The organism is Neisseria sp. HMSC068C04 (assembly GCF_001810105.1).
In the GTDB taxonomy this organism is placed as follows: Bacteria; Pseudomonadota; Gammaproteobacteria; order Burkholderiales; family Neisseriaceae; genus Neisseria; species Neisseria flavescens_B.
Genome location: NZ_KV800003.1, coordinates 34,665 through 59,996 on the forward strand (window position 1 = coordinate 34,665; position 25,332 = coordinate 59,996).

A 25,332-nucleotide genomic window follows, 5' to 3' on the forward strand; every position below is an offset into this window, starting at 1 on the left:
CTTGTGGAAAACGACATGATTTAGGCCGTCTGAAAGGTTCAGACGGCCTTTTCATTGGACTGCTTTATCTATTTTCTATCAGGCTGCCGGCAGCTCGTGAAAAGCGGTGGGCAAGTCTTCGTCATCGGCAAACTCAACCCATTCGTAAGCGCTTTCATCTGCCAAAACGGCGCGCAACAGCGCATTATTGATGGCATGACCTGATTTGTAACCTTCAAATGCGCCGATAATCGGATGGCCGACAATGTACAAATCGCCAATCGCATCAAGGATTTTGTGGCGGACAAATTCATCGGGATAGCGCAAACCTTCCGGATTCAAGACATCCATATCGTCAATCACGATAGCATTGTTCAAATTGCCGCCCAGTCCGAGATTGTGGGCGCGCATCATTTCCACTTCGTGCATAAAGCCGAAGGTACGGGCGCGGGCAATCTCATCGATATAGGATTTTCCTGCAAAATCAATCTCAAAAGTAGGTGCGCTGCGGTTGAATACGGGATGGTCAAATTCGATGGTTAAAGTCACTTTAAAGCCGTCATAAGGCGTAAAGCGCACCCATTTTCCGGTTTCTTTGATTTCAACCGGTTTGAGGATTCTCAAAAAACGTTTTTGGGCTTTTTGATCCACCACGCCTGCATCTTGTAAAAGGTAAATAAACGGCAGGCTGGAGCCGTCCATAATCGGAATTTCAGGCGCGTTCAATTCAATCAAGGCATTGTCGATGCCGTAGGCAGACAGTGCCGACATAATGTGTTCAATCGTGCCGATGCGCACGCCTTTATCGGTAACGATGGTTGAAGAGAGGCGGGTATCGTTGATCAAATAAGGATTCAATTTGATTACTTCGCCCATTTCTCCACTTAAATCAGTACGGCGGAACGAAATACCGCTGTTTTCTTCGGCAGGATGCAAAGTCAGAGCGACCCTTTCGCCCGAATGCAGGCCGACGCCGGTAACGCTTACTGATTTGGCTAAAGTCCGTTGCAGCATAATTGCTTCCTTTTAAAAAGTCTGATGGATATGATACGTTAAAAAGGAAAAAACAAGCCATCATTTTTAATAGTATTTGCTAATATGGATATTTTGCGGGTGTGAATTTCAAAATTTTAATTATCCACAATAGTATGTGAAATTGAAGTGGGTAATTTGGGTTTTATCCACAGCTAAATAGGAAAACTAAGATTCTATCCTTTTTTATTCCGGCATTCAGTTGAGGTTGGCCTCAAAGATAAAAATTAATTATCAAATTGGTTTTAAAGAAAGTTATTCCGTTATCCACAGATAGTTTGGTTCTTCATCAAAATTATCATTTTAAAAATTAAAATATTATGATTTGAAAAAAATACTGAATTATCAACACAAAATCGGCAAAATATGGAGGAATAGAACTAAGCTTATGATTTCCATAAACTTATGAAACTTTTAAGATTGGAAAACAGTTTTTATGAAATAAAATATCAAAAGTCAGGACTGGTTCGATTTGTCTGATATTTTCCTACAAACAAGAATTTCATGTTTTCTTTATTTAAATCAAACAACTTAAAAGTAATTATCTGTAATCCTAGAAAGTAATTTTATTTCAGGATACAATGGACTTACTGAAAAATTTTTCCCATTCCATCTAATAGGAGTAGCAAAATGAGTATTAAAGTAGCGATTAATGGTTTTGGCCGCATCGGTCGTCTGGCATTGCGTCAAATTGAAAAAGCCCAAGGTATCGAAGTCGTTGCTGTTAACGACTTGACTCCTGCCGATATGCTGCTGCACCTCTTTAAATACGACAGTACTCAAGGCCGCTTTGAAGGCTCTGCCGAATTGAAAGATGATGCGATTGTTGTTAACGGCAAAGAAATCAAAGTATTTGCCAATCCTAATCCTGAAGAATTGCCTTGGGGCGAGCTGGGTGTGGACGTTGTTCTCGAATGTACCGGTTTCTTTACCAGCAAAACCAAAGCTGAAGCCCATATCCGTGCCGGTGCGCGCAAAGTTGTAATTTCCGCACCTGGCGGCAATGATGTGAAAACCGTTGTATACGGCGTAAACCAAGATATTTTGGACGGCAGTGAAACCGTTATCTCTGCCGCTTCTTGTACGACTAACTGTTTGGCCCCTATGGCTGCGGTATTGCAAAAAGAGTTCGGTATTGTTGAAGGCCTGATGACCACCATCCACGCTTATACCGGCGACCAAAACACCCTTGACGCGCCACACCGCAAAGGCGACTTCCGCCGTGCCCGTGCCGCTGCCTTGAATATCGTACCGAACAGCACCGGTGCCGCGAAAGCCATCGGCTTGGTTATTCCTGAGTTGAACGGCAAACTTGATGGTTCTGCCCAACGCGTTCCTGTTGCTACCGGCTCTTTGACCGAACTGGTTTCTGTTCTCGAACGTCCTGTTACCAAAGAAGAAATCAATGCAGCCATGAAGGCTGCTGCCAACGATGCTTTAGGCTACACTGAAGATCAAATCGTTTCTTCCGACGTCATCGGTATTGAATACGGCTCACTTTTCGATGCAACTCAAACCCGCGTGATGACAGTTGGCGACAAACAATTGGTGAAAACTGTTGCTTGGTACGACAATGAAATGTCTTACACTTGCCAATTGGTTCGTACCTTGGAATTCTTTGCCAGCAAAATCTAAAGGATAACAGGTTGAATCAATCAGTCTGTGAATAATTCAAAGGCCGTCTGAATATTTCAGACGGCCTTTTGTGTGTAGATAGATTCAATTTGCAATCAGGTTGTGGATAGTTTAATCACTGTGGCACATTTGTTTTCTATCCTAAACTGTACTTCATAATCCGCAATATTCATCACATAAATCCGTTCGGGAATATCTTGATAGGCAGGACGAGGATCTTGGGCGATGCTTTGCTCAATGAGATGTTTTTTTTCTGTGGATAAATGTTCCGCAAGCGTACTTTCTGCCCAGACAACGTTCAATTCTTCAGGTTTGCCGCTGACAAAGCCTGATGATGCGTCAGGTTTGGATTCGACAAAGGGGATGTAGGGTTTGATATCCACTATCGGAGTACCGTCCAACAGGTCTGCACCGCTGCAATAGATGCGGACAGGTTTTCCTGTTTCAATGCGTTCGAGTTTCAGCAGGGATAAACCGAGATGGTTGGGGCGGTGCGGGCTGCGCGTGGCAAATACGCCCATTTTTTGTTTGCCTCCAAGCCGTGGCGGACGCACCATTTGCGCCCAACCTTCATCCAATACGCCGTGAAAAATAAAGCTTATCCACACATAGTCGAAATCTTCCAAGCCCCGAACGCTGTCTGCGGTAAATTCAGGAGTGAGTTCAATGCAAATTTCTGCTGCAGGAACCAAACCGGGTTGGCGGGCAATGCCGAATTTTTGTTTGTAGGGAGAATGAACGGTTGCAATAGGCGTAATCGAATAGGACATAATTTGTGGATAAATATTCTGTGCAAACTGTCATCATATCACAGATGTTTTCCCACATTTTGCGGTAGTAATTTGTTATAATACAAAGCATTTATTCCAAATGTCCGTACATTGGCAATAAATGCTTAATTCGAATAATATAAAATAAAATCAATAGGTTATGTTAATCCATGATTGTTTCTATCGATGTAGATGCACAAAAAACGTTTACGCCTTTGTGCCCGAAAGAATTGCCCGTTGCCGAAGGTCATCTGATTGCGGATGAACTCAATGCCCAAGCTGCATTGGCAGATTTACGCGTAATGACGAAAGATGCGCATCATGCCGCGGCAAAATGGCTTGTGGATAATCCTGTTGATATGTTAAAACTGACGGGTTTACCCGATGCGGATTTGACTTGGGTATCGCATGCGATGGTTGGAACATATGGCTATGATTTGTTGGATGGCCTGCCTTTAGCCAAAGAATACGATTATTGCGTTTGGAAAGGCGTTGATCCTGAGTTACACCCTTACGGTGCATGTTTTCACGATATTGAAGAAAAGCTCAGTACAGGTTTGATAGAATGGTTGCGCTGTCAAAATGCAGATACAGTTATTGTCGGCGGTTTGGCAACGGATTATTGTGTGAAGACAACAGTTTTACAGTTGCTTAAAGGGGGTGCTTGGAAAGTCATTGTCAATCAGGCTGCTTGCCGTGGCATTGCTCCGAAAACGGTTGAATCTGCATGGCAGGAAATGCATTCTGCCGGGGCTATTATTTTAGAAAACGCCGAAGAAATAAGAAAATATATTAATAATCAATAAATTATATTTTTAAATTCTGTTGTTTCACGTGAAACATTTTCCAAAATATGAAGATTTTACTTGTCCGCTTGTCCAGTATGGGCGATTTAATTCATACGTTGCCCGCAGTTGAAGATTTGGCGCGACAATGTCCTGATGTGGAGCTCCATTGGCTGTGTGAGGCAGGGTTTGCAGATATCGCCCGCTTACATCCTTTTGTCAAAAAGGTTCATGTAATGAAATGGCGGCAGTGGCGCAAACAGCTTTTTCAGGCTGAAACATGGCGTGAAATAGGCCGTCTGAAAACGGATTTACAGGCTGAATCTTTTGATTTTATTTTAGATAGTCAAGGACTGATTAAAAGCGCATGCTTTGCCAAAATGGCGAAATCCCCTATTTACGGTTTGGATAAACACAGCGCGCGTGAAAGTTTGGCTGCCCTTGTGTACAGTAAAACATTTGCCGTACCGAAAGGCAAAAATGCGGTCTGGAGAAACCGTGAATTATTCGCCCAAGCATTTGGTTATACAATGCCTGAAACGCAGGTATTTGGTTTGTTGGTTCCTGAATCAGGCCGTCTGAAAAATTTGCAATCTCCCTATTACGTTGCTTTGCATGCAACCAGTCGCGACAGTAAATTATGGCCGGTAGAACACTGGCATGCATTATTGAAAAAGTTGAATGAAGAACAACAATGCAATGTGTATCTGCCATGGGGAAATGAAACCGAAAAAATGCGTGCGGAGCAGATTTCAAGCGATTTACCGTTCGCTTCGGTTTGCGACAAAATGAATTTATTACAGGCTGCATTTTTATTGAAAAACGCAGAGGGTATTATTGGTGTAGATACCGGACTACTGCATCTTGCCAATGCCTTGGAAAAGCCTGTTGTAGGAATTTATACAGACACCGATCCGGCCAAGACCGGCGTTCAAGTTTCGGCTTATGCAAAAAATTTAGGCGGTATTGCTCAAATTCCCAATGTTGACGAGGTTTATCAAACCTTGATGGATTGTATTGCAGCGTACGGTAAATAATTGCTGGAGGGGGTGGATTTATTTTCTGAGTAAATGCTTTAGAAATGATATAATTCCGCTCTATTTGCCAAGATTTATACAAATTTGGTTTTATCATGTTGGTGAAAGATCGAATTGGATTTTATATAAAGAATGTATCAAAAGCAGTATGCTTGATTTGATGGACATTCTTTTTAGGAGAATTGAATGAAAGCACTGGTCGCAGTAAAGCGCGTAGTGGACTACAACGTCAAAGTTCGTGTAAAAGCCGATGGTTCCGATGTGGATATCGGTAATGTCAAAATGTCGATGAACCCGTTTGATGAAATCGCGGTAGAAGAAGCTGTCCGTTTGAAAGAAGCCGGAAAAGTAAGCGAGATTGTTGCTGTTTCTCTTGGCGAGAAAAAATGCGAAGAAACGTTGCGTACTGCTTTGGCGATGGGTGCCGACCGTGCGGTTCATGTTGAGACTGATGCGAAGTTGGAGCCTTTGGCTGTTGCGAAATTGCTGAAAGCTGTTGCGGATAAAGAAAATCCGCAAATTTTATTGCTGGGCAAACAGGCAATTGACGATGACGCCAACCAAGTTGCCCAAATGCTGGCTGCGTTGTTAAATGCGGCTCAAGGTACTTTTGCATCAAAAGTGCAAATTGAAGGCGAAGAAGCATTGGTAACCCGTGAAATTGACGGCGGCGAAGAGACTGTTGTATTGAAGCTGCCTGCGGTCATCAGTGCAGATTTGCGTTTGAACGAACCACGCTTTGTCAAACTTCCTAATATCATGGCGGCAAAGAAAAAACCTTTGGAAAAATTGAGTCCTGCCGATTTGGCTGTGGATATTTCTCCGCGTTTGAATACCGTGAAATTTGCCGAACCTAAAGCACGTCAAGCCGGTGTGAAAGTGGCTGATGTTGTCGAGTTGGTTGAAAAGCTGAAAAACGAAGCCAAAGTGATCTAAGGAGTATGAAATGAGCGTATTGATTATTGCGGAACATAATAACCAACATTTGAATCCTGCCACTTTGCATGCGGTAACGGCTGCCGCCAAATTGGGTAATGTAGATTTATTGGTTGCCGGCAGCAATGCTGCTGCGGTGGTTGAAGAGGCAAAACAGGTTGCAGGCGTAGCGAAAGTTTTGGTAGCCGATGCGCCCTATTTCGCCGAAGGTTTGGCAGAAGAATTAGCGCCTTTGGTTGTTAAACTGGCTGCGGATTACCGCTATGTGGCTGCGACTGCAACTGCGTTTGGTAAAAATCTGTTGCCCCGAGTAGCCGCCCTGTTGGATGTGCCACAAGTTTCGGATTTAACCGAAGTTGTGGATAACTCGAAATTTGTCCGTCCGATTTATGCCGGTAATGCATTTGAAACCGTTCAATCCAATTCTGAAAAACTGGTGCTGACTTTCCGTGCAACCGCATTTGATGCTGCCGGACAAGGCGGTAATGCAGAAGTGGTCAATGTTGAGGCAACGCCTGCTCAAAACCTGAGCCGTTTCGTAAACCGTCAACTTTCTCAGTCTGACCGCCCTGAATTGACTCAGGCAAAAGTGATTGTTTCCGGTGGCCGTGCATTGGGCAGTGCTGAAAAATTCAATGAAGTGTTGACTCCTTTGGCGGATGCTTTGGGTGCAGCGATTGGTGCTTCCCGTGCGGCAGTGGATGCCGAGTATGCGCCAAACGATGCCCAAGTCGGACAAACCGGTAAAGTGGTTGCGCCGCAACTATACTTCGCTATCGGTATTTCTGGTGCTATCCAACACGTTGCCGGTATGCAGGACAGTAAAGTGATCGTTGCTATCAACAAAGATGCTGACGCTCCGATTTTCAATGTAGCAGATTATGGCTTGGTTGGTGATTTGTTTGAAGTTGTGCCTCAACTGACTGAAGCACTGAAAAAATAATGTTTCACGTGAAACGTTCAGACGGCCTTCGTTATATAAGGCCGTCTGAAAATATTTTGGCATGATTACGACCTATAAAACCATTACCACTCCAACACAGGCTGAATTTAAAGATAAAGGCAGTCGCTTCATTGCATACGCCTATCCGATTCGCACTTTGGCCGATGTGAAGAAATATCTCGACCCATTAAAGGAAGAGCATCACAAGGCGCGACATTGGTGTTACGCCTATCGATTGGGTGTGGATGGAATGCAGTTTCGCGCAAACGATGATGGAGAACCGTCCGGAAGCGCAGGCCGCCCTATTTTGGGGCAGATTGATTCTGTCGGTGTAACGGATGTGTTGGTTGTGGTTGTGCGTTATTTTGGTGGTACGCTATTGGGCGTTCCCGGTTTGATTCATGCGTATAAGGAATCAACGGCTCAGGCACTGGCAATAGCAGAAGTTGTTGAAAAGAATGTCGAAAAGACAGTTTGGTTGAAGTGTGAATATCCTGTTTTGAATGAGGCGATACGGATTGCCAAACAATATCAAGCCGATATTGTGGAACAGGATTTGCAGCTGGATTGTAAGTTGACAGTGAAAATAGCGTTGGCCGATTATGAAGCTTGTATTGCTGCTTGGAAAAATACGCGCCAGATTGGAGTAGATATTGAGAAGCCGTTTAAATAAAAGGTCGTCTGAACATATTTGAGAAATCAAAAGTTTCAGACGGCCTTTAATGTTTTAGCTTTGGTATCTGTCTAAAGCATTTACGCTTGAGCGCAGGTGTTCCCAAGCCAGTTGATGAAATTCCCCCAGTGCGTTCCATAGGGCATCTTCGCTCATAATGCTGTATTCGCCCTGTGTGCGCAAATCAACATCTGCCCCTTCTTCAATGGCTTGATGGCATGCTTGGTATTCGTTGGTATAGAAGTCATCCATGTCTTGCATGAGGCTTGCAGCATGTTTCCAGCGGGCGATATCTGCTTCCAGTTGCGGCAGTAATTCGCACCATTCGCGGTATTTGTTTTGAATTTCGTCAATACGTTTTTGCATGATTTGTCCTTTCGTTGTTTGAAATTAGAGTATGGTTGTCTTGGTGCGATATTATTCTTAATTTGAAACAGCTAGGCAAGATGGAACAATATTCCATCGATTGAATTTTATTTACAACATCTATTCTTCAAGGAGATGGTATGAAATTGCTCGTTATTGGTAATGGTGGACGTGAACACGCACTGGCTTGGAAATTGGCGCAGTCGTCTAAAGTAGAAACTGTCTTTGTTGCACCTGGTAATGCCGGAACGGCAATTGAGCCTAAACTGCAGAATGTAGCGTTGACGGCGCATCAAGATTTGATTGATTTTTGCCGTAATGAAAATATTGACTTTACCGTAGTCGGCCCTGAAGCTCCTTTGGCTGCCGGTGTGGTGAATGATTTCCGTGCTGCCGGATTGAAGATTTTTGGTCCGACTCAATACGCGGCTCAGCTGGAGAGTTCAAAAGATTTTGCTAAAGCATTTATGGCAAAATATAAGATTCCAACCGCGCAATACCAAACCTTTAAAAATGCCGATGCGGCACATGATTACGTCAACCAAAAAGGTGCGCCGATTGTTATTAAAGCGGATGGTTTGGCTGCCGGCAAAGGCGTGATTGTCGCCATGACTTTGGATGAAGCCCATGCCGCTATTGACGATATGTTGTTGGGTAACAAAATGGGCAATGCAGGCGCACGTGTTGTGATTGAAGATTTCCTGCAAGGCGAGGAAGCAAGCTTTATCGTTATGGTGGACGGCAATCATGTTTTGCCGATGGCAACCAGTCAAGACCATAAACGCCTGCTGGATGACGACAAAGGTCCTAATACCGGCGGTATGGGCGCGTACAGCCCTGCTCCGGTGGTAACGCCTGATGTGTACGAGTGCGCGATGAATGAAATTATTTTGCCGACTGTGGCCGGTATGAAAGCAGAAGGTCATGAATTTACCGGCTTTTTATACGCGGGCTTGATGATTGATAAAACCGGTGCGCCTTATACCATCGAATTTAACTGCCGTTTCGGTGACCCTGAAACCCAGCCGATTATGAGCCGTTTGGATAGTGATTTGGTGGATTTGGTTGAAGCGGCAATTGACGGCAAACTGGATAGTGTTACCGCCGAATGGAATCCGCAGACTGCAGTAGGCGTGGTATTGGCCGCACAAAATTATCCTGATTCTCCAAAAAAAGGCGATGTGATCTTTGGCTTGGATAAGGCCAATCAAATCGGTAAAGTTTTCCATGCCGGTACTGCAACGAATGAAAAAGGCGAAGTGGTAACCAACGGCGGCCGTGTATTGTGTGTAGTCGGTTTGGGCGATGATGTTGCACAAGCTAAAAGCAAGGCTTATGAGGCATTGGAAACAATCCGTTTTGACGGTATGCAATACCGTAAAGACATTGCCGATAAAGCCATCAACCGTTAATAATGAATAGAAATAGGCCGTCTGAACACAGATTGTCCGACAATCGCAGTTTCAGACGGCCTTGGTATATGATGATGTTCCCCAGAATTTTATCGGCTGCAGCCCAACGCAAGCTGCAGGCGCATCTTAAAAAAGGCGGTTTGGTCGCCTATCCTACCGAGTCTTGCTATGGCTTGGGCTGTGTCCCTACTTTGCCCAAAGCACTCAATCAACTGATTCATCTGAAAAAACGACCGCAACACAAAGGCATGATTGTCATTGGCCATAGCTTGGAACAGTTGCAACCTTTGCTGCAAAGGCCGTCTGAAAATATCCAAACCATGCTGCATGAAGCATGGCCGGCTCCGAAAACTTTTTTATTGCCGGTCGGCAAAAAAGTATTACCCTCATTGCGTGGGAAAGGACGCAGTAAATTGGCTGTCAGGGTTCCTGCGCACGCAGGTGCAAGACGTTTGTGTCAGGTTTTGGAAATGCCTTTAGTCTCTACTTCATGCAATCGTGCAGGCAAACGGGCGTGCAAAACAGAAAGGGAAGTCAGGAGACAGTTTGGCAGGAAAGTCTGGGTTGTAGGCGGATTGATAGGTAAGCAGAAAACGCCTAGCCAGATTATTGACGGAGAAACGGGGGCAAGGCTGCGTTAAAGAAGGGCTGTATTATCAAAGGAAAGGTATTTATTTGGAGAAGAAAATTTTTTCCAAAAGATTGGAATACCTTTGTGAAAAGTATTTAGCGCAGATCCAGTTTGATGCATAGCAGTCTGTAAATACAGCTCGATTAAGCAGATAGTAAGTCAGTAAATAGAGTAGAAAGCAGTATTTTGTGAAATGCTCTTGCAAAGAATGAAGCAAATTTTGAGCATAAATGAATCACTGTAATAAATCATTTTTGAATAAACAAATTTTGTGGATAAATTTGAAGATAAATTTCCATCAAAACATAAAAAGGCCGTATGAAACTTGATATTCAAAGCATTCAGACGGCCTTTTAAATATTTAAACTGTGGATAACTTTGTGAATAAGTGTGGATTAAAGCTTATGTCCGCACACAGTTTCGTATTGTTTTTCAGTAATCGTACCGCTCATGACGCTCATTGGGCGGATGCTGGTCGGCGTATAGCTTTGGTTGGAAATCACCCGGCCGTGTTCGTCCATCAGTTGCAGCGCTGCCAGGCGATAGGTTTTGTTTGAGCAATGAATTTCCCAGTTGCCGATGGCTGTTTTATAGGCCGGCGTATTGACGAAACGCTCTTCTTTCAGTTTGGAAACGGTTTTTTTATCGCGGAAAGTAACCAGTGCGCCATTTCTTTTAATGCTGCTTCTATCAATGGCCACTTTGATATTGCCTTCAGAGATGGTGCCGATATTGGTCCAGCTGCCGCCGCCGCTCGATGTGGTAGTTGTTTCACAGGCACTCAACATCAAAGCCGCAAATATGGTTGCAGCTAGGGAAAAACGTTTGATATTCATAAAACCTCATTATTTACAAAAAGTCAGCCGATATTATCCGTGAAGATGGCATATATCGTAAATCGATTTTGCAAAGTTGAACCTCTGAAAAGAATTTTATGAAAAATACGCTGAAAAGGCCGTCTGAAACCTGTCTTTCAGACGGCCTTGGAGTGTAAAATCATGTATAATTGCAAACAATTTGGTTTTCATCCCATAGGAAGATCCGACATGATTAACCCTATCGCTGCACTTTCCCCATTAGATGGCCGCTACTCCAAATCCGTTGAAGCATTGCGTCCGATTTTCTCCGAATACGGCCTGATGCGTGCGCGTGTCAAAGTTGAATTAAACTGGCTCAAAGCCCTTGCCGCCGAGCCTAAGATTGTAGAAGTTCCTGCTTTCAGCGATTTTACGCTTGCCGAAATCGACAAAGTGATCGAAAACTTCTCGCTTGAAGATGCCGCCGCCGTCAAAGCCATTGAGTTGACCACCAATCACGACGTCAAAGCCATCGAATATTGGCTGAAAGAACGCTTCTCCGGCGTGCCTGAAGTGGCTGCTGCCAGCGAGTTCATCCACTTTGCCTGCACCAGCGAAGACATCAACAACCTGTCCCACGCTTTAATGCTGCAAGAAGCACGTGAGGCTGTTTTGCTGCCGAAACTGACCGAAATCATCGAGAAGTTGACCGGCATGGCGCATGAGTTGGCTGCCGTCCCTATGATGAGCCGCACGCATGGCCAACCTGCTACGCCAAGCACATTGGGTAAAGAAATCGCCAATGTCGTGTACCGCCTGCAACGTCAGTTTAGAAACCTGCAAGCGCAAGAGTTCCTCGGCAAAATCAACGGCGCAGTCGGCAACTACAATGCCCATATGGTCGCTTATCCCGATGTGGATTGGGAAACCCATTGCCGCAACTTCGTTGAAATCAGTCTAGGCCTGACCTTCAACCCCTACACCATTCAAATCGAGCCGCATGACTATATGGCGGAATTCTTCCAAGCCATCAGCCGTGTTAATACGATTCTGATCGACTTTAACCGCGATGTTTGGGGCTATATTTCTTTGGGTTACTTTAAACAAAAAGTCAAAGCAGGCGAAGTCGGTTCTTCCACCATGCCGCACAAAGTCAATCCGATCGACTTTGAAAACTCCGAAGGCAACCTCGGTATGGCCAATGCCGTATTGGGCTTTTTGTCTGAAAAACTGCCGATTTCCCGTTGGCAGCGCGACCTGACCGACAGCACCGTATTGCGTAATATGGGCGTAGGTGTGGGCTATACCGTATTGGGCTTTGCCGCCCATCTGCGCGGTCTGAACAAGCTTGAGCCGAATCCTGCCGCCCTTGCTGCCGATTTGGACGCTACTTGGGAGCTGCTGGCCGAGCCGATCCAAACCGTAATGCGTCGTTACGGCGTGGCTAATCCTTACGAGAAGCTGAAAGACCTGACACGCGGTAAAGACGGCATTACGCCTGAAGTGTTGAAACTCTTTATCGAGTCGTTGGAAATTCCGGCAGAAGCCAAAGCCAAATTGCTTGAGCTGACCCCTGCGTTGTATGTGGGCAAAGCCGAAGAGTTGGCAAAACGAATTTAAAAGGTTTTTGCAGGGCGCACTTTCTTAGTTATTGAGATTTTTTGTATAGATAAGAAACCAACCCTTTGCATCCGACAAATTAAAAAGGCCCTCTGAAATCTCTTTCAGACGGCCTTTTTCGATTCAATCCGTTATTTCACTTTGTCTTTCAATGCGCCGTAGCCGGCTGCGTCCATTTCTTCTAAAGGAATGAATTTCAAACTTGCGCCGTTGATGCAATAGCGCAGGCCGCCTTTGTCTTTCGGGCCGTCGGCGAAGACGTGTCCCAAGTGTGAGTCGGCGGCATGGCTGCGCACTTCGGTGCGGCGCATGTTGTAGCTGAAATCGTCGTGTTCGGTAACGGCGGAGGCATTAATCGGGTGGGTGAAGCTCGGCCAGCCGCAGCCTGAATCGAATTTGTCGGCAGAGCTGAACAGGGGCTCGCCGCTGACGATGTCCACATAAATGCCGGGTTTGAACAAGTGGTCGTATTCATGACTGAAGGCGTATTCGGTCGCGCTTTTTTGGGTAACTTGGTATTGCTCTTCGGTCAGAATGCGTTTGAGTTCGGCAGCACTGGGTTTTTTATACGTTGCCGCGTCGAAGCCTTTGCCTTGCGGGGCGGCTTTGCTTTTGCCCGGCAGCGGTTCGTCGGCTTTGCGGATGTCGATGTGGCAGTAGCCGTTGGGGTTTTTAATCAGGTAGTCCTGATGGTATTCCTCGGCATCGTAGAAGTTTTTCAGCGGCTCGTTTTCGACGACGAGAGGCTGTTGGTATTTTTGCTGCTCGCGTTTGAGGGCGGCGGCGATGACGGCTTTTTCGGCGGGGTCGGTGTAGTACACGCCGCTGCGGTATTGCGTGCCGGTGTCGTTGCCTTGTTTGTTGAGGCTGGTCGGGTCAACGACGCGGAAATAGTATTGCAGGATGTCGTCGAGGCTGAGTTTGTCGGCATCGTAGGTGACTTTGACGGTTTCGGCATGGCCTGTATCGCGGTAGGAAACGTCTTCGTAGCTTGGGTTTTCCGTTTTGCCGTTGGCATAGCCGGATACTGCGTCAACCACGCCGTCTATGCGTTGGAAATAGGCTTCCAAGCCCCAGAAGCAGCCGCCGGCAAGATAGATGGTGCGCGTATTCATGATTGCTGAATCCTTTTTCTGTGTGTCGGGTTTGTAGAACGAATTTTTCAGACGGCCTAAATCGGCATTGGGATCGCGGATTAACGCCAATGCCTGCGCTTCGTTGATGCTGCCTTTGACGATGCGCTGCACGTCGCCGTCTTTGCCGATTAACGCCCACGAAGGGTAAACACTGATATTCAGGCTTTGGGCGATGGTGCCGCCGTTGTCTGTCACAACAGGCAGCTTAGGATAGTTCAAACCGGCATACCATTTTTGAAAGTCGCCGTCTTTTTTCTCGTGCAGAAAACCGGGCGAGGCGACGGTAATCAGGTTGGCAGAACCGAATTTTGCATCTTGTGCCCATTTTTCGGTTTGTCCCAATTCGGACAAACACAAAGGACACCAACTTGCCCAAAATTTAATCAGGGTGGGTTTGTCTTTTTTCAGAAAAACACTGGCAGGGCGGTTGTCAGGGGTTTTCAACGAGGACAATGCCTGCGGTATGGTTGCGGCTTCGGTATCCATCATTTTGGATGAGCAGGCGCCAAGCGCAAGCAGGCAGCCGAACTTGGTGCAAAGTGAAAATAATGTGCGGGGATTCATCTCTATGTTTCCTGTGTGGATGGTTTGTCTTGTTAGACGTTGGAAATGCCAAAACCTGACAACCTTGATTTTCAGACGACCTTGCCACGTAAAATACGCTACAATACTCCCTATTTCAAGTTTCTAAAATTAAAAGGAAAATTTAATGTTCAGCTTCTTCCGTCGCAAGAAAAAACAGGAAACTCCGGCTCCTGATGAGGCTCAAGTTCAGGAAACCGCAGCAAAAGTAGAATCTGAAGTTGCTCAAGTAGTTGAAAATATTAAAGAAGATGCCGAATCTTTAGCGGAAAACGTCAAAGGGCATGTTGAATCAGTTGTCGAATCGGCTGTTGAAACCGTTAGCGAAACCGTCGAGCAGGTTCGAGAAGCTTTAACCGAAACGCCGTCTGAAACAGTCGAAAAAGTAGAAGAACACGTTGAAGCGGCAAAAGAAGCGGTCGTTGAAACCGTCAGCGAGGCTGTTGAACAGGTTCAAGAAACCGTTGCCGAGATGCCGTCTGAAGTGGGCGAGGTCGCTGAGGAAGCAGTGGAACAGGCTGAAGCGGCAAAAGAAGCGGCTGTTGAAACCGTCGGCGAGGCTGTGGAACAGGTTCAAGAAACCGTTGCCGAGATGCCGTCTGAAGTGGCTGAAGCTGCTGAGGAAACAGCAGAACAGGCCGAAGCAGCAAAAGAAGAAGCTGTTGAAGCAATTAGCGAAGCTGTCGAGCAAGCTCAAGAAGCCGTTGCAGAAACACCGGCTGAAGCCCCTGCTCCGGTAGAAGAACACAAGCTCAGTTGGGCTGCGCGTTTGAAACAAGGCTTGACCAAATCACGCGACAAAATGGCAAAATCATTGGCAGGCGTGTTTGGTGGCGGACAAATCGACGAGGATTTGTACGAAGAGCTAGAAACCGTGCTGATTACCAGCGATATGGGCATGGAAGCCACCGAATACTTGATGAAAGACGTGCGCGACCGGGTCAGCCTCAAAGGCCTCAAAGACGGCAACGAATTGCGCGGTGCGCTGAAAGATGCGCTGTACGACTTGATTAAGCCTCTGGAGAAGCCTTTGGTCTTGCCGGAAACCAAGGAGCCTTTCGTGATTATGCTTGCCGGTATCAATGGCGCAGGCAAAACCACGTCTATCGGCAAACTCGCCAAATACTTCCAAGCGCAGGGCAAATCCGTGTTGTTGGCGGCAGGCGATACTTTCCGTGCCGCCGCGCGTGAGCAGCTTCAGGCTTGGGGCGAGCGCAACAATGTGACCGTGATTTCGCAAACCACAGGCGATTCCGCTGCCGTATGTTTTGATGCCGTCCAAGCCGCCAAAGCGCGCAGTATCGACATCGTGCTGGCCGATACAGCCGGCCGTCTGCCGACGCAGCTTCATTTGATGGAAGAAATTAAAAAAGTGAAGCGCGTGTTGCAAAAAGCCATGCCTGATGCGCCACATGAAATTATCGTCGTGCTTGATGCCAACATCGGTCAAAACGCCGTCAACCAAGTGAAAGCCTTTGACGAAGCGCTGGGTCTGACCGGTCTTATCGTGACCAAACTCGATGGTACAGCCAAAGGCGGTATTCTTGCCGCCCTTGCCTCTGACCGCCCTGTTCCTGTCCGCTACATTGGCGTAGGCGAAGGCATCGACGATTTGCGTCCGTTTAATGCTAAAGCGTTTGTAGATGCCCTATTGGATTAAACAGATAGGCTGAGGCTTTGTGAACGCTGTTTGCAGGGTGTTTCATACACTTTGAAGACTCTGTATTCGGGATGGGATACCTAAGCCAAACAGGCTGTTAAAAAGGCCGTCTGAAACCCAAAATCAGGTTTCAGACGGCCTTTGTTTATTTACAGGTTTAGTTTTTCCTTGCGGTAACAAACTCTGCCAGTTGGCGCAAGCGCAGGGCTTTGTCGCCGAATGGCTCGATCAGGGCAACGGCTTCTGCAATCAGCGTTTCTGCATAAGTACGCGCGGCGTGCAGGCCCATCAGTTTGACGTAGGTCGGTTTGTCGTTGTCCGAGTCTTTGCCGGCGGTTTTGCCCAAGGTGGCGGTATCGGCTTCGCAGTCCAATACATCGTCGATCACTTGGAAAGCCAAACCTAATTTGGCGGCGTAGTGATCTAAGGTTTGGATTTGATCCGGTGTTAAGTCTGGGCAGGAAAGTGCGCCTAAGGCCACGGCCGCGCGGATGAGTGCGCCGGTCTTGAGGCTGTGCATCTGTTCCAATTCGGCCTGATTCATGGCTTTGCCGACATTGGCAAGGTCGATGGCTTGTCCGCCCGCCATGCCGAGGCTGCCGGATGCTTGGGCCAGTGTGGACAACATGGCAAGCTGACGTTCGGCAGGCAGGCCGGTCGGACGGCTCAATACGTCGAAGGCTTGGGTTTGCAGCGCGTCGCCGACCAAGAGGGCGGTGGCTTCGTCGTATTGTACATGGCAGGTCGGTTTGCCGCGGCGCAGGCTGTCGTTGTCCATCGCCGGCATATCGTCGTGAACCAACGAATAGACGTGCACCATTTCGATGGCCGCCATCGCCTGCTCGACGGCATTTTGGTTTGCTTCGCCCAATTCGGACGCAGCAAGCACCAAGAGCGGGCGCAGCCGTTTGCCGCCGCCGAGGGTAACGTAACGCATGGCTTCATGCAGCGTGTGCGGCACTTGGCTTTCAGACGGCAAGAAATGTGCCAGCAGCAATTCGGTTTGCGCTTGGGCTTTTTGCTGCCATGTTTTGAGTTCATTTGCCGGGTTCAAGGTTCAACTCCTTCAGTTCGCCGGCATCCAAGACTTGCAGTTTCTGCTCGACTTCCGCCAATTTGGTTTGGCAGTATCTGACCAATTCGTTGCCTTCCTGATAGGCGGCCAAAGCGTCTTCCAGCGGCATTTCGCTGCTTTGCATGGCCTGGGTCAGGGTTTCGAGGCGGGATAAGGCTTCTTCAAAGGATTGGGGGGCGTTTTTTTTCATGGTTTGAAATGATGGGCAGAAAAGGGGAATTGTAGCATTTTTAGATGATGAAGGCCGTCTGAACGGGGATGAAAACGAAATCAAAGATTTCTGTTTCTGCGTTCAGACGGCCTTTTTTCAAACGGAATAACGTTATCAGCCCGGTAAAACGGCTTTTTGATAGTTGAGCGCGATAAACTGCTTCTCGGCATCCAATTCAGTGATTTTGAACAATGCCTGCGATTTAGGCAGCGCGTCAAACGGAATACCGGTCGCGCGCGTTACCAGCGGCAGGCCTTCAATGCGGACGAGGTCTTCTTTGAGGATGGTGGCCGTCAGCTCGCTCGTGCCTTGCTGTTGCAGGTATACGAGGCTCCAGTAGGCTTCCATTTGGCGTTGGAAGTCGGCGTAGGCTGTATAGGCGGCATCGAAGTCGCGCAGCGCGGCGAAAAGCTCGGCATCGCTGTTTTGATACAGTGGCTCGGCAGAGTCGTCGATCAGGCTGATCAGCTGCTTTTGGTTGATGTAGTCGGCGGCGCGGCGCAGCGGCGAGGTAAACCAGCCGTAATGTTGCACGCCCATGCCGATGTGCGGCTCGGATTTGGTGCTCATGCGCACTTTGCCTGCCGGTTGGACGCGGAAAAGGCCGGGCAGCTCGTTTTCGTCCAGCATTTGCGCCCAAGTGCTGTTGGCAAGAATCATCATCTCGCTGACCAGCGTATCAATGGGCGAACCGCGTTCGCGGCGGACGACGGATACGTTGCCTTCCTCATCCAATTCGATGCTGTAATCGTATTGCGGCGCGCGGTCGGGCTCGTATTTGCCGCGCGCTTTTTGCAGGGCGATGGCGAATTGATAGAACCAAATCAGGTCTTGATGGTGGGCAAACATCATTTCGCCTGCTTCGTCCAAGCCGGTTTCGGCGTTGAAATACGGCTCGATGGTTTGAATGCGCAGGTTTTCAGCGATGTTGACCGCTTCGATTTTGCAGGTTGGCGTGCCGACGTTGAACTCGTTGTCCACATCGAAATAAATGCTGATGGAAGGGCGGTATGCGCCTGCATCAAGGCTGAACGCGGCAATCCAGTTTTCGGGCAACATGGTGATTTTGCCGCCGGGGAAATAAACCGTGCTCAAGCGTTCCATGATGTTTTTTTCCATTTTGTCGCCTTGTTTGATGGCAAGCGACGGCGCGGCGATGTGGATACCGACGCGTTTCATGCCATTGCCCAAGTCGGTCAGGCTCAAGGCGTCATCGACTTCGGTGGTCGATTCGTCATCAATGGAAAAGGCGGTAACGTCAGCCTTAGGCAAGTCAGGCATTTCAGGAAGCGGAAGGTCGGGGAAGCCTGTTCCTTTTGGGAAATATTTGATTTCAAACCCGTCTTGCAGGTATTGGGGAATGGACGTAATGCCGCCTGTCTTTTTCGCCAGTTCGTAGGCGGAGATTTTCAGCTCATCGGCGGCTTTGGTAAAGGCTTTGTAGGTCAGCGACTGCTTGTCGGGAGCATGTAAGATGGTTTTCAAATCCGCCGCGATTTCAGACGGCATCTCGCCGCGTTTCAAGGCTTCCGCCCAAGCGTCGATTTGCGCGTCTTGCTGTTTTTTGCGTTCGATCGCTGCAAGCGCTTGTTTTAAGGTTTCTTCCGGCGCGGCTTTGAACACGCCTTTGGCTTTTTTGTAGAAATACATCGGCGCGGCGTAAAGCGCAATCAAAGTTGCCGCCAGCTCGGTTTTTGTCGGTGCATGGCCGTAATATTCTTCGGCGATGGCTTCGGCGGTAAATTCCTCTTCGCCGCATACTTCCCACAATAAATCGGTGTCGATGTCCGCCGCCTGTGCCTGCGCGTTCTCCAAAAATGCCGCCATATCGCCGTCAAACTCGGCAAAGACATTGTTTGCCTTCACTTTGGTGCGTTTGCCGTGTTGGGTATCGACTTGGTAGGTGGCGTCGTTTTTTTGGACAATAGAGGCAACTTTGAATTGGCCGGACTCTTCGTAAAAGATATTCATTTTTTTAGGATTTTATGATTTGTAGGAAACGCGTGATTTTAGCAGATTTGCACGAGAAAGGCCGTCTGAAAAACATACTTTCAGACGGCCTGTTCAAACGGCGGATGATTAATACTGGTATGCTGCCAGTTTGCGTTTGATTTCAGGCAGCGCGGCGCGAGCGGCCTGTTCGCCCAATTGGATGGCGCGTTGTTTTTGGTCGAAGCCACCAACCGAACCCAGCTCCAAAACCTGCGGTTTGATGACCACATTGGCTTGGCCCAATTCTTGGCGCAACGCAGTTTGACTCATTACGTTGAAGGTTTGGTCAAGATAGGAGAACATGCCTTGGCTGACATTTTTGGCCGGACGGGCGGAAATATCGACGGCAATGATGAAGTTTGCACCCAGTTTTTTCGCCGCGCTGACCGGTACGGGCTGCGACAGGCCGCCGTCTACATATTTGCGGTTGCCGATAACGACAGGCTGGAACACGTTCGGAATCGAAGCGGAAGCGCGGACGGCCTGTCCGGCATTGCCGACGTTGAACACCACCGGTTTGCCGCTTTCAAAATCGGTCGCAACGGCGGCAAATTTGATGGGGAATTGCTGCATCGGACGGTTGCCGACTTTGCGGTTGATGTAGTTTTGCAGTTTTTCGCCTTTGATGAAGCCGCTGGTGGACAAGGTCAAATCCACCAAATCGGTTTTACCCAAAATTTCCGCTTCCAATTCGAGGCGGTCGGGCGACATTCCCGAAGCGTACATACTGCCGACAATCGAGCCAGCGGATGTACCGGTAACGATTTTGACCGGAATATTGTTTTCTTTCAAAACCTTAATAATACCGATATGGGCAAAACCTTTGGACGCGCCGCCGCCCAAAGCCAGCGCAACCGTGGCTTTCGGTTTGGGTGCAGGACGTGAAACCGTATTTTGACCCTGCGTAGAAGGTTTGGATTGCGGCGCGTTGCCGCTCGGACAGGCAGCCAATACCAAGACGGACGAAGCGGCTAAAAACGTTTTGAATGTGGAAAAAAGTTTATTCATGTTCAGACAGCCTTTAATATGTCGAAAGGGTTATTTTACTCTGAAATTAAGTCGAAAGGCCGTCTGAAATCAAGTTTCAGACGGCCTTTTAAATCAAGCTTAAGCCAATTCGAGCTGTTTTTCCAAGCTTTCGACCAGTTGGTCGTCCAAATTCAAAGCTTGGGACAAACGGCTCAGGAACACGATTTCCTTGCGCGACAAGTCTGCGCAGACCAATCGGGCCGCCAGATAAGTTTCAGCTGCCAAAGCCTCGTCGCTGCCGACAGAAGCGGCAATTTGCTCGATAGAGGCCGGTTGCGCATATTCAGTCTGCAACCATGCCGCCGTTTCCGCGTCGCTGCCGCTTTCACGCTCAATCGCCGCACGTTCCGTATCGTCAATCAGGCCGTCTGAAGCCGCCGCCGCAATCATCGTTTGCAAAATCACACGGCTGTGGTTTTCTCCAATCAGGCCGGCAGGTTGGAACGCACTTTGCGGCAATTCTTCCTGTTGGCGGTTTTGTTTCCAGTTTTGATAGCCTTTATAAGCCAGAAAACCCAAAGCAGCGACCGAGCCGGCCTTGACCAGCTTCTTCGTGTTTTTCTTTTTCAACAGCATCGATGCCAAAGCACCCGTCAGTGCGCCGCCGCCGAAAGAATTGAGTGGGCTGTCCGCCACCGCTTTGCTACCTTTTTGAGCCGCACCCAAAACCTGATTGAGCAACTGACTGAAATCCATAAAAAATCTCCTGAAAACAAATACATTGCAAATATAGGGCAGAAACACCAAAAAACCAAGCCAAAGAAAGTTAAAAGGTGCAAACAAGTTTTCAGACGGCCATAGCCGACTTTCGGTACAATCACACCATTCCAAACAATAAACCCCATCATGACCGATACCGCCCAAATCATTACCAGCTATGGCCGCCGCTATATTGTCCGCACCTCCGACGGCCAAACATATGACGCCACCACCCGCAAAAAACGCGTTGATTTTGCCTGCGGCGACCAAGTCCGCATCAGCCCCATCAACGGCGAACAAGTCGTGATTGAAGACTACCTCCCGCGCGAAAGCCTGCTCTACCGCCAAGACGCGTGGAAAACCAAACTGATTGCCGCCAACGTTACTCAACTGCTCATCGTAACCGCCGCCAGCCCCTCACCCAGCGAAGCCCTGTTGCAACGCGCCCTCCTCGCGGCAGAAGCGGCCGGCATCGACGCCGTTATCGTCCTCAACAAAGCCGACCTCCCCGAAACCGCCCAATGGCGCGAAAAACTCAAATTCTACGAAAACCTCGGCTACTCCGTGGTCGAAACCAACGCATTGGAAAACGCCGACATCCTGCGTCCCATTTTAGAAGGACAAACCAACATCCTGCTCGGACAAAGCGGCATGGGCAAGTCCACCCTGACTAACGCCCTACTCGGCAACCAAGCCGCCCGAACCGGCGACATTTCCACCGCGCTCGACTCCGGCAAACACACCACCACCCACGCCCAACTGTACGATTTAAACGCAGAGACCCGACTCATCGATTCCCCCGGCCTGCAAGAATTCGGCTTGCACCATCTCCAAGCTGCCGATTTATTGCAATACTTTCCCGACCTGCACCACCTCATCGGCCAGTGCCGTTTCCACAACTGCACCCACCGTGCCGAACCCGGCTGCGCTGTCAAAGCCGCTGCCGAATCAGGCGAAGCCAAACCCGAGCGCATCGAATTTCTGCAACGCGTTACCGATGAATTGTTGAGATAAAGTTTTAACGGAAATAAGTGTTTGGATAAATAAAAAGGCCGTCTGAAAATTTCAGACGGCCTTTGCTTGGGCTATCATTTGTTTTGAATATCGATAGAAGATGGCTCTAGAGGCAAATAATACAGCTTATTACGTTTTCCCTCCGCATGGATGGTAAATTGTTTGCCGTATTCCCCCATAACCTTGCGGAATTTCTTCGCAATATTTGAGCGGTCTTCGCCGAATCGAGCCCAAAAGAACGAGCCTAATTTCACGCCATCGTCTTCCAACCATTTTTCCAATGTAATCTCATCAGATTTTTTGCGGCGATTTTTATAGTTTGCCCAAACCAAGCATGCCAATTCTTCCTCTTCTTCCTGCTTGATTTTCCGGCCGTCTATGCACAGTTGCGCCATTGTCAGATAGACGGAAAATTCTCGAGGAGTCAGATTTTCCACGCAAACCGTACCAAAGTGGATGTGCCCTTTTTCCACATCAATAACAACCTGCGTATCATCCAACATTTCTTGTATACACATCACAGCTTGAGAAAAAGTTTGTCCTTCCGTCAGCGTCCAATCCACTTTTCCGCCACCCATGCGGACAAACGGAATTTCTGCCAACATGACTTGTGCCTTAGATGCATTCATCATCCCATGCTTGCTCGTGTTTAAAAACAGCTCATTTTTAGGCGGATAGAAAAATTCCGGATGCGTTTCAAAAGCCTCTTCCACCAAAACATGGGACATCTTGTCCTGTTTTCTGCCAAAAAGCGACAAAGCATAGCCGATATAAAACCCCATAGATTTTCGTCCGCCTGCAATTGAAATATGCAACTCCGTATTCTTATCGGCACACAAATCCCGAATCCATCGCACAATCATATCTGCTGCCGCATTATTTTGTTCCGGCGTACGAATATCTTCCAAAGAGCCATCCTCATCGCGGATAATCTCAATAGAATGCTCATCAAAGTGAATATCCGGCAAATCATATTCCTGACGCAGCCGTCTGAAATATCCGTTTTCGCCCAGCAACCGGCTTTTGATTTTTTCCGCACCGGCCAAAGTCGTCAGCGCCACAATACGGTTGGGAATCCATTGCTTTTGAGCAAGGGCAAACACAGTTTCCGTAATAATTTGCGGCGTCATTCCCGACACCACGACCAAAATCTTTTCTTTCATTTTCATTTTCCCTGTCAATATGCCGCCTTAATCCTTACGGCTCGATACATCAAACCGGCGTAAACGCGCCCCCATACATACCATCTCATCGGCCGTATATTCAGACCCACGTCCCGACAGCTCCTGCGGCAACTGTAAAAAGTAAAATACCGCACCTTTGGCACATACATCCGCGGCCAAATGCAGCGGCAACGTACCCAATACCACATCGCCATCAGCGACCTCATCCGTATTCAAATGCGGTTCGAAACGATCAATCGAAAAGCCTGATTCACGCACCGCCCAATCAATGGCACCTTGGTGGCGAGAAACAAACCAAACAGTCATCCGAACCTTACCTCGTTAATTTAAAAACCGCATCATATCTGCTATTTCAGACACCATCATCAAACACAAATTTGTCATCAATGCATACAACATACAACCTGCCGATAATAGCAGTAAGCATCAAGCCCAAAATAAAACATGAGCATACGCCGATTTTATCTGATTGCCTATGACATAAGCGATAGCGGTAGACAGCACCAAGTCCGCAACATCTTACAAGGCTATGCCACAGGCAGCCAAAAATCCCTGTACGAATGCTGGCTGACCGAAACCGAATGGCAAGACTTGCGTTGCCGTTTGCCCAATCTGCTCCAGGAAGGAGACAAGCTGAATGCCGTTTGCCTGCCTGAGACAGAACAACACGCCATGTTGTTTGGTGCCGCCCAACCATTGCGTTATGAAACCTTTATCATTGCCTGATCAGAAAGAAACATGATGCCCACGCTATATATCGACCGCAAAAACCTGTCTTTGTCCGTAGAACACGATGCCCTTATATTTAGGGAAGGCGACAAACGCATCAATACCGTGCCACTCAACGTCCTTGAGCGTATTTGCATTAAAGGAGAAACCAGACTGGGCACCTCCGTCTTAGCCAAGCTCGGAGAGAAAGGAATAGGCCTGCTCGTGTTAAGCGGCAGGATGCAAAAGCCAAATATCATACTTCCTTGTCCCAAAACAGACAGCCGCCGTCGCATCGCCCAATACCAGATTATCAGCACACCCAAATACGGCTTAAAAATAGCAAAGTGTCTGGTGAGCGAAAAAATCAACCGGCAAGCCGAGATGCTTGCAGATATTGATATCCTCTACCCGGAAAGCGCTCCACATCGAAAAAACATCTTAGAAAACATCAAACGATTAACAAATCAAGTGGCAGCTTCAGACAGCCTAGAGCAAATCAGAGGAGTAGAAGGCATAGCCGCCGCACAATACTTTCAAGTCTGGCAAACCTTTCTACCATCAAGTCTGAGTTTTCAAGGCCGCAACAGACGGCCGCCCAAAGATCCCGTCAATGCCGTTTTATCATTAGGTTATACATTGCTGCATTTCGATATCGTACGGCAGCTTTACCTGGCCGGGCTTGACCCCTATATCGGAATTTACCATCAGCCTGTCCATGGCAGGGAATCGCTTGCCAGCGACCTATTGGAACCATTCCGTCCACGATATGATCAATGGGCCTTACAGCTTTTCCGTACCCAAATGTTAAGGGAACAAGATTTTAGTACGAATGAAAAAAACGGCTGCCAAATGGGAAAAGCAGCGCGTATCCGCTTTTACCAAGCCTACGAACAACAAGCAAAAGAATGGCGCAAAGACATCCGTCAAAGCTGCACCCGCCTGCTCAAGTATCTGGCGGCAGTCAGTCGTCAGCCCGATATCGCCCTTGACGGCGACTGGATGGTGATAGAAAACGAAACCAATGAAGAAAGCGAGGCATCATGAAACAAAACTGGCTGATAGCCTACGATATTACCGACCGTAAACGATTGGGCAGGGCTTACCGTTTTTTAAGCGGACAAGCGCTACATTTGCAAAACAGCGTCTTCATTTTTAAAGGCACACAAGAAGAAGCGCAACATTTGTTTCAAAAACTGACCGGAATGTTGGATAAGGCAGACGATTTGCGTATCTATTCGCTTAACCCGCACAGCCCCATCTACGAACTCAAAGGCAGCCTCTTGGCAGAGGGCATCGTACTGTGCGGCCATATTCCGGTCATTTCAGGCTGATAAATCAAAGGCCGTGCTTATAGATGGCCGTTCCTTATAAAAATGCCGTCTGAAACCCTAAATACAGGTTTCAGACGGCATTTGTTTACCGT

At 47.8% G+C, this 25,332-nt stretch carries 26 protein-coding genes; 14 read left to right on the forward strand and 12 right to left on the reverse strand.

Annotated elements, in window-relative coordinates:
- Nucleotides 1-78: 78 nt before the first annotated feature.
- Nucleotides 79-993, reverse strand: coding sequence for a UDP-3-O-acyl-N-acetylglucosamine deacetylase (gene lpxC, locus HMPREF2700_RS10505; RefSeq protein ID WP_070591969.1), 915 nt, complete (start codon nucleotides 991-993; stop codon nucleotides 79-81).
- A 648-nt stretch (nucleotides 994-1,641) separates the two neighbouring features.
- Here lpxC and gap point away from each other — a divergent pair.
- Nucleotides 1,642-2,646 carry a type I glyceraldehyde-3-phosphate dehydrogenase gene (gene gap, locus HMPREF2700_RS10510; RefSeq protein WP_070591971.1) on the forward strand — a complete coding sequence of 335 codons (1,005 nt, stop codon included), beginning with the start codon at nucleotides 1,642-1,644 and terminating at the stop codon, nucleotides 2,644-2,646.
- A 95-nt stretch (nucleotides 2,647-2,741) separates the two neighbouring features.
- On the opposite strand, the gene tsaA is transcribed toward gap, so the two are convergent.
- The gene (gene tsaA / locus HMPREF2700_RS10515) at nucleotides 2,742-3,416 is read right to left on the reverse strand and encodes a tRNA (N6-threonylcarbamoyladenosine(37)-N6)-methyltransferase TrmO (RefSeq protein WP_070591973.1); all 675 of its coding nucleotides are present in this window, start codon (nucleotides 3,414-3,416) and stop codon (nucleotides 2,742-2,744) included.
- A gap of 170 nt (nucleotides 3,417-3,586) precedes the next feature.
- On the opposite strand from tsaA, the gene HMPREF2700_RS10520 reads away from it, so the two are divergent.
- The 5 genes from HMPREF2700_RS10520 (at nucleotide 3,587) to HMPREF2700_RS10540 (ending at nucleotide 7,790) form a co-directional block, all read left to right on the forward strand.
- A complete protein-coding gene (locus tag HMPREF2700_RS10520) occupies nucleotides 3,587-4,222 on the forward strand; it encodes a nicotinamidase (protein ID WP_070591975.1) in 636 nt (211 codons plus the stop codon).
- A 47-nt stretch (nucleotides 4,223-4,269) separates the two neighbouring features.
- Nucleotides 4,270-5,238 carry a lipopolysaccharide heptosyltransferase I gene (waaC, locus tag HMPREF2700_RS10525; protein ID WP_070591977.1) on the forward strand — a complete coding sequence of 323 codons (969 nt, stop codon included), beginning with the start codon at nucleotides 4,270-4,272 and terminating at the stop codon, nucleotides 5,236-5,238.
- A gap of 186 nt (nucleotides 5,239-5,424) precedes the next feature.
- Nucleotides 5,425-6,174, forward strand: coding sequence for an electron transfer flavoprotein subunit beta/FixA family protein (locus HMPREF2700_RS10530; protein ID WP_070591978.1), 750 nt, complete (start codon nucleotides 5,425-5,427; stop codon nucleotides 6,172-6,174).
- A 10-nt stretch (nucleotides 6,175-6,184) separates the two neighbouring features.
- On the forward strand, nucleotides 6,185-7,117 hold the full coding sequence (locus tag HMPREF2700_RS10535; protein ID WP_070591980.1) for an electron transfer flavoprotein subunit alpha/FixB family protein: 933 nt from the start codon (nucleotides 6,185-6,187) through the stop codon (nucleotides 7,115-7,117).
- Between the two features lie 61 nt (nucleotides 7,118-7,178).
- Nucleotides 7,179-7,790 carry an IMPACT family protein gene (locus HMPREF2700_RS10540; RefSeq protein ID WP_070591982.1) on the forward strand — a complete coding sequence of 204 codons (612 nt, stop codon included), beginning with the start codon at nucleotides 7,179-7,181 and terminating at the stop codon, nucleotides 7,788-7,790.
- Nucleotides 7,791-7,844: 54 nt separating this feature from the next.
- Here HMPREF2700_RS10540 and HMPREF2700_RS10545 read toward each other — a convergent pair whose 3' ends face one another.
- Entirely contained in the window at nucleotides 7,845-8,156 is a 312-nt protein-coding gene (locus HMPREF2700_RS10545) for a DUF4298 domain-containing protein (protein ID WP_070591984.1), read from the reverse strand.
- A gap of 140 nt (nucleotides 8,157-8,296) precedes the next feature.
- On the opposite strand from HMPREF2700_RS10545, the gene purD reads away from it, so the two are divergent.
- Together purD and HMPREF2700_RS10555 are read left to right on the forward strand one after the other, a co-directional pair.
- Nucleotides 8,297-9,568, forward strand: coding sequence for a phosphoribosylamine--glycine ligase (gene purD, locus HMPREF2700_RS10550; RefSeq protein ID WP_070591985.1), 1,272 nt, complete (start codon nucleotides 8,297-8,299; stop codon nucleotides 9,566-9,568).
- A gap of 71 nt (nucleotides 9,569-9,639) precedes the next feature.
- Complete coding sequence (locus HMPREF2700_RS10555; RefSeq protein WP_070592022.1) at nucleotides 9,640-10,209, forward strand: L-threonylcarbamoyladenylate synthase; 570 nt, start codon at nucleotides 9,640-9,642, stop codon at nucleotides 10,207-10,209.
- Nucleotides 10,210-10,594: 385 nt separating this feature from the next.
- On the opposite strand, the gene HMPREF2700_RS10560 is transcribed toward HMPREF2700_RS10555, so the two are convergent.
- Complete coding sequence (locus HMPREF2700_RS10560; protein WP_070591987.1) at nucleotides 10,595-11,035, reverse strand: surface-adhesin E family protein; 441 nt, start codon at nucleotides 11,033-11,035, stop codon at nucleotides 10,595-10,597.
- 210 nt (nucleotides 11,036-11,245) lie between these two features.
- Here HMPREF2700_RS10560 and purB point away from each other — a divergent pair, with 210 nt between their 5' ends.
- Nucleotides 11,246-12,616, forward strand: a complete 1,371-nt coding sequence (gene purB / locus HMPREF2700_RS10565) for an adenylosuccinate lyase (RefSeq protein ID WP_070591989.1) — start codon at nucleotides 11,246-11,248, stop codon at nucleotides 12,614-12,616.
- A gap of 131 nt (nucleotides 12,617-12,747) precedes the next feature.
- Here purB and msrAB read toward each other — a convergent pair whose 3' ends face one another.
- A complete protein-coding gene (gene msrAB, locus HMPREF2700_RS10570; protein ID WP_070591991.1) occupies nucleotides 12,748-14,316 on the reverse strand; it encodes a bifunctional peptide-methionine (S)-S-oxide reductase MsrA/peptide-methionine (R)-S-oxide reductase MsrB in 1,569 nt (522 codons plus the stop codon).
- A 145-nt stretch (nucleotides 14,317-14,461) separates the two neighbouring features.
- Here msrAB and ftsY point away from each other — a divergent pair, with 145 nt between their 5' ends.
- Nucleotides 14,462-15,994 (forward strand): signal recognition particle-docking protein FtsY, encoded by a 1,533-nt coding sequence (ftsY, locus tag HMPREF2700_RS10575; RefSeq protein WP_070591992.1) that lies wholly within the window; start codon nucleotides 14,462-14,464, stop codon nucleotides 15,992-15,994.
- A gap of 157 nt (nucleotides 15,995-16,151) precedes the next feature.
- On the opposite strand, the gene HMPREF2700_RS10580 is transcribed toward ftsY, so the two are convergent.
- The 5 genes from HMPREF2700_RS10580 to HMPREF2700_RS10600 all read right to left on the reverse strand — a co-directional run bounded on the left by HMPREF2700_RS10580 (nucleotide 16,152) and on the right by HMPREF2700_RS10600 (nucleotide 20,997).
- Nucleotides 16,152-17,048 carry a polyprenyl synthetase family protein gene (locus HMPREF2700_RS10580; protein WP_070591994.1) on the reverse strand — a complete coding sequence of 299 codons (897 nt, stop codon included), beginning with the start codon at nucleotides 17,046-17,048 and terminating at the stop codon, nucleotides 16,152-16,154.
- Nucleotides 17,032-17,259 (reverse strand): exodeoxyribonuclease VII small subunit, encoded by a 228-nt coding sequence (locus HMPREF2700_RS10585; RefSeq protein WP_070591996.1) that lies wholly within the window; start codon nucleotides 17,257-17,259, stop codon nucleotides 17,032-17,034. Before HMPREF2700_RS10585 ends, HMPREF2700_RS10580 begins: the two co-directional genes overlap by 17 nt.
- Nucleotides 17,260-17,394: 135 nt before the next feature.
- A complete protein-coding gene (locus HMPREF2700_RS10590) occupies nucleotides 17,395-19,251 on the reverse strand; it encodes a ribonuclease catalytic domain-containing protein (RefSeq protein WP_070591998.1) in 1,857 nt (618 codons plus the stop codon).
- Between the two features lie 108 nt (nucleotides 19,252-19,359).
- Nucleotides 19,360-20,280, reverse strand: a complete 921-nt coding sequence (locus HMPREF2700_RS10595; protein WP_070591999.1) for a patatin-like phospholipase family protein — start codon at nucleotides 20,278-20,280, stop codon at nucleotides 19,360-19,362.
- A 99-nt stretch (nucleotides 20,281-20,379) separates the two neighbouring features.
- The gene (locus tag HMPREF2700_RS10600) at nucleotides 20,380-20,997 is read right to left on the reverse strand and encodes a tellurite resistance TerB family protein (protein ID WP_070592001.1); all 618 of its coding nucleotides are present in this window, start codon (nucleotides 20,995-20,997) and stop codon (nucleotides 20,380-20,382) included.
- Between the two features lie 150 nt (nucleotides 20,998-21,147).
- Here HMPREF2700_RS10600 and rsgA point away from each other — a divergent pair, with 150 nt between their 5' ends.
- Nucleotides 21,148-22,014 (forward strand): ribosome small subunit-dependent GTPase A, encoded by an 867-nt coding sequence (gene rsgA, locus HMPREF2700_RS10605; RefSeq protein ID WP_070592002.1) that lies wholly within the window; start codon nucleotides 21,148-21,150, stop codon nucleotides 22,012-22,014.
- Between the two features lie 74 nt (nucleotides 22,015-22,088).
- Here the strand turns inward: rsgA and csm6 are convergent, their stop codons facing one another.
- Both csm6 and csx16 read right to left on the reverse strand, forming a co-directional pair.
- Complete coding sequence (gene csm6, locus HMPREF2700_RS10610; protein ID WP_168162747.1) at nucleotides 22,089-23,177, reverse strand: CRISPR-associated ring nuclease Csm6; 1,089 nt, start codon at nucleotides 23,175-23,177, stop codon at nucleotides 22,089-22,091.
- 27 nt (nucleotides 23,178-23,204) lie between these two features.
- Entirely contained in the window at nucleotides 23,205-23,504 is a 300-nt protein-coding gene (csx16, locus tag HMPREF2700_RS10615; protein WP_070592005.1) for a CRISPR-associated protein Csx16, read from the reverse strand.
- 138 nt (nucleotides 23,505-23,642) lie between these two features.
- On the opposite strand from csx16, the gene cas2 (HMPREF2700_RS10620) reads away from it, so the two are divergent.
- From cas2 (HMPREF2700_RS10620) to cas2 (HMPREF2700_RS10630), 3 genes are read left to right on the forward strand one after another with little or no spacing between them, the layout of a single operon-like run.
- A complete protein-coding gene (gene cas2, locus HMPREF2700_RS10620; RefSeq protein WP_070592007.1) occupies nucleotides 23,643-23,924 on the forward strand; it encodes a CRISPR-associated endonuclease Cas2 in 282 nt (93 codons plus the stop codon).
- Nucleotides 23,925-23,936: 12 nt separating this feature from the next.
- Nucleotides 23,937-24,953, forward strand: coding sequence for a CRISPR-associated endonuclease Cas1 (gene cas1 / locus HMPREF2700_RS10625; protein ID WP_070592009.1), 1,017 nt, complete (start codon nucleotides 23,937-23,939; stop codon nucleotides 24,951-24,953).
- Nucleotides 24,950-25,240, forward strand: a complete 291-nt coding sequence (gene cas2, locus HMPREF2700_RS10630) for a CRISPR-associated endonuclease Cas2 (protein ID WP_070592011.1) — start codon at nucleotides 24,950-24,952, stop codon at nucleotides 25,238-25,240. Before cas1 ends, cas2 (HMPREF2700_RS10630) begins: the two co-directional genes overlap by 4 nt.
- The last annotated feature ends 92 nt before the right edge of the window (nucleotides 25,241-25,332 follow it).

What these genes read in the sequence shown, in the direction of transcription:
- lpxC (WP_070591969.1), bottom strand. Translation starts at nt 993, where the DNA reads ATGCTGCAACGGACTTTAGCCAAATCAGTAAGCGTTACCGGCGTCGGC.
- gap (WP_070591971.1), top strand. Translation starts at nt 1,642, where the DNA reads ATGAGTATTAAAGTAGCGATTAATGGTTTTGGCCGCATCGGTCGTCTG.
- tsaA (WP_070591973.1), bottom strand. Translation starts at nt 3,416, where the DNA reads ATGTCCTATTCGATTACGCCTATTGCAACCGTTCATTCTCCCTACAAA.
- HMPREF2700_RS10520 (WP_070591975.1), top strand. Translation starts at nt 3,587, where the DNA reads ATGATTGTTTCTATCGATGTAGATGCACAAAAAACGTTTACGCCTTTG.
- waaC (WP_070591977.1), top strand. Translation starts at nt 4,270, where the DNA reads ATGAAGATTTTACTTGTCCGCTTGTCCAGTATGGGCGATTTAATTCAT.
- HMPREF2700_RS10530 (WP_070591978.1), top strand. Translation starts at nt 5,425, where the DNA reads ATGAAAGCACTGGTCGCAGTAAAGCGCGTAGTGGACTACAACGTCAAA.
- HMPREF2700_RS10535 (WP_070591980.1), top strand. Translation starts at nt 6,185, where the DNA reads ATGAGCGTATTGATTATTGCGGAACATAATAACCAACATTTGAATCCT.
- HMPREF2700_RS10540 (WP_070591982.1), top strand. Translation starts at nt 7,179, where the DNA reads ATGATTACGACCTATAAAACCATTACCACTCCAACACAGGCTGAATTT.
- HMPREF2700_RS10545 (WP_070591984.1), bottom strand. Translation starts at nt 8,156, where the DNA reads ATGCAAAAACGTATTGACGAAATTCAAAACAAATACCGCGAATGGTGC.
- purD (WP_070591985.1), top strand. Translation starts at nt 8,297, where the DNA reads ATGAAATTGCTCGTTATTGGTAATGGTGGACGTGAACACGCACTGGCT.
- HMPREF2700_RS10555 (WP_070592022.1), top strand. Translation starts at nt 9,640, where the DNA reads ATGATGTTCCCCAGAATTTTATCGGCTGCAGCCCAACGCAAGCTGCAG.
- HMPREF2700_RS10560 (WP_070591987.1), bottom strand. Translation starts at nt 11,035, where the DNA reads ATGAATATCAAACGTTTTTCCCTAGCTGCAACCATATTTGCGGCTTTG.
- purB (WP_070591989.1), top strand. Translation starts at nt 11,246, where the DNA reads ATGATTAACCCTATCGCTGCACTTTCCCCATTAGATGGCCGCTACTCC.
- msrAB (WP_070591991.1), bottom strand. Translation starts at nt 14,316, where the DNA reads ATGAATCCCCGCACATTATTTTCACTTTGCACCAAGTTCGGCTGCCTG.
- ftsY (WP_070591992.1), top strand. Translation starts at nt 14,462, where the DNA reads ATGTTCAGCTTCTTCCGTCGCAAGAAAAAACAGGAAACTCCGGCTCCT.
- HMPREF2700_RS10585 (WP_070591996.1), bottom strand. Translation starts at nt 17,259, where the DNA reads ATGAAAAAAAACGCCCCCCAATCCTTTGAAGAAGCCTTATCCCGCCTC.
- HMPREF2700_RS10590 (WP_070591998.1), bottom strand. Translation starts at nt 19,251, where the DNA reads ATGAATATCTTTTACGAAGAGTCCGGCCAATTCAAAGTTGCCTCTATT.
- HMPREF2700_RS10595 (WP_070591999.1), bottom strand. Translation starts at nt 20,280, where the DNA reads ATGAATAAACTTTTTTCCACATTCAAAACGTTTTTAGCCGCTTCGTCC.
- HMPREF2700_RS10600 (WP_070592001.1), bottom strand. Translation starts at nt 20,997, where the DNA reads ATGGATTTCAGTCAGTTGCTCAATCAGGTTTTGGGTGCGGCTCAAAAA.
- rsgA (WP_070592002.1), top strand. Translation starts at nt 21,148, where the DNA reads ATGACCGATACCGCCCAAATCATTACCAGCTATGGCCGCCGCTATATT.
- csm6 (WP_168162747.1), bottom strand. Translation starts at nt 23,177, where the DNA reads ATGAAAGAAAAGATTTTGGTCGTGGTGTCGGGAATGACGCCGCAAATT.
- csx16 (WP_070592005.1), bottom strand. Translation starts at nt 23,504, where the DNA reads ATGACTGTTTGGTTTGTTTCTCGCCACCAAGGTGCCATTGATTGGGCG.
- cas2 (WP_070592007.1), top strand. Translation starts at nt 23,643, where the DNA reads ATGAGCATACGCCGATTTTATCTGATTGCCTATGACATAAGCGATAGC.
- cas1 (WP_070592009.1), top strand. Translation starts at nt 23,937, where the DNA reads ATGATGCCCACGCTATATATCGACCGCAAAAACCTGTCTTTGTCCGTA.
- cas2 (WP_070592011.1), top strand. Translation starts at nt 24,950, where the DNA reads ATGAAACAAAACTGGCTGATAGCCTACGATATTACCGACCGTAAACGA.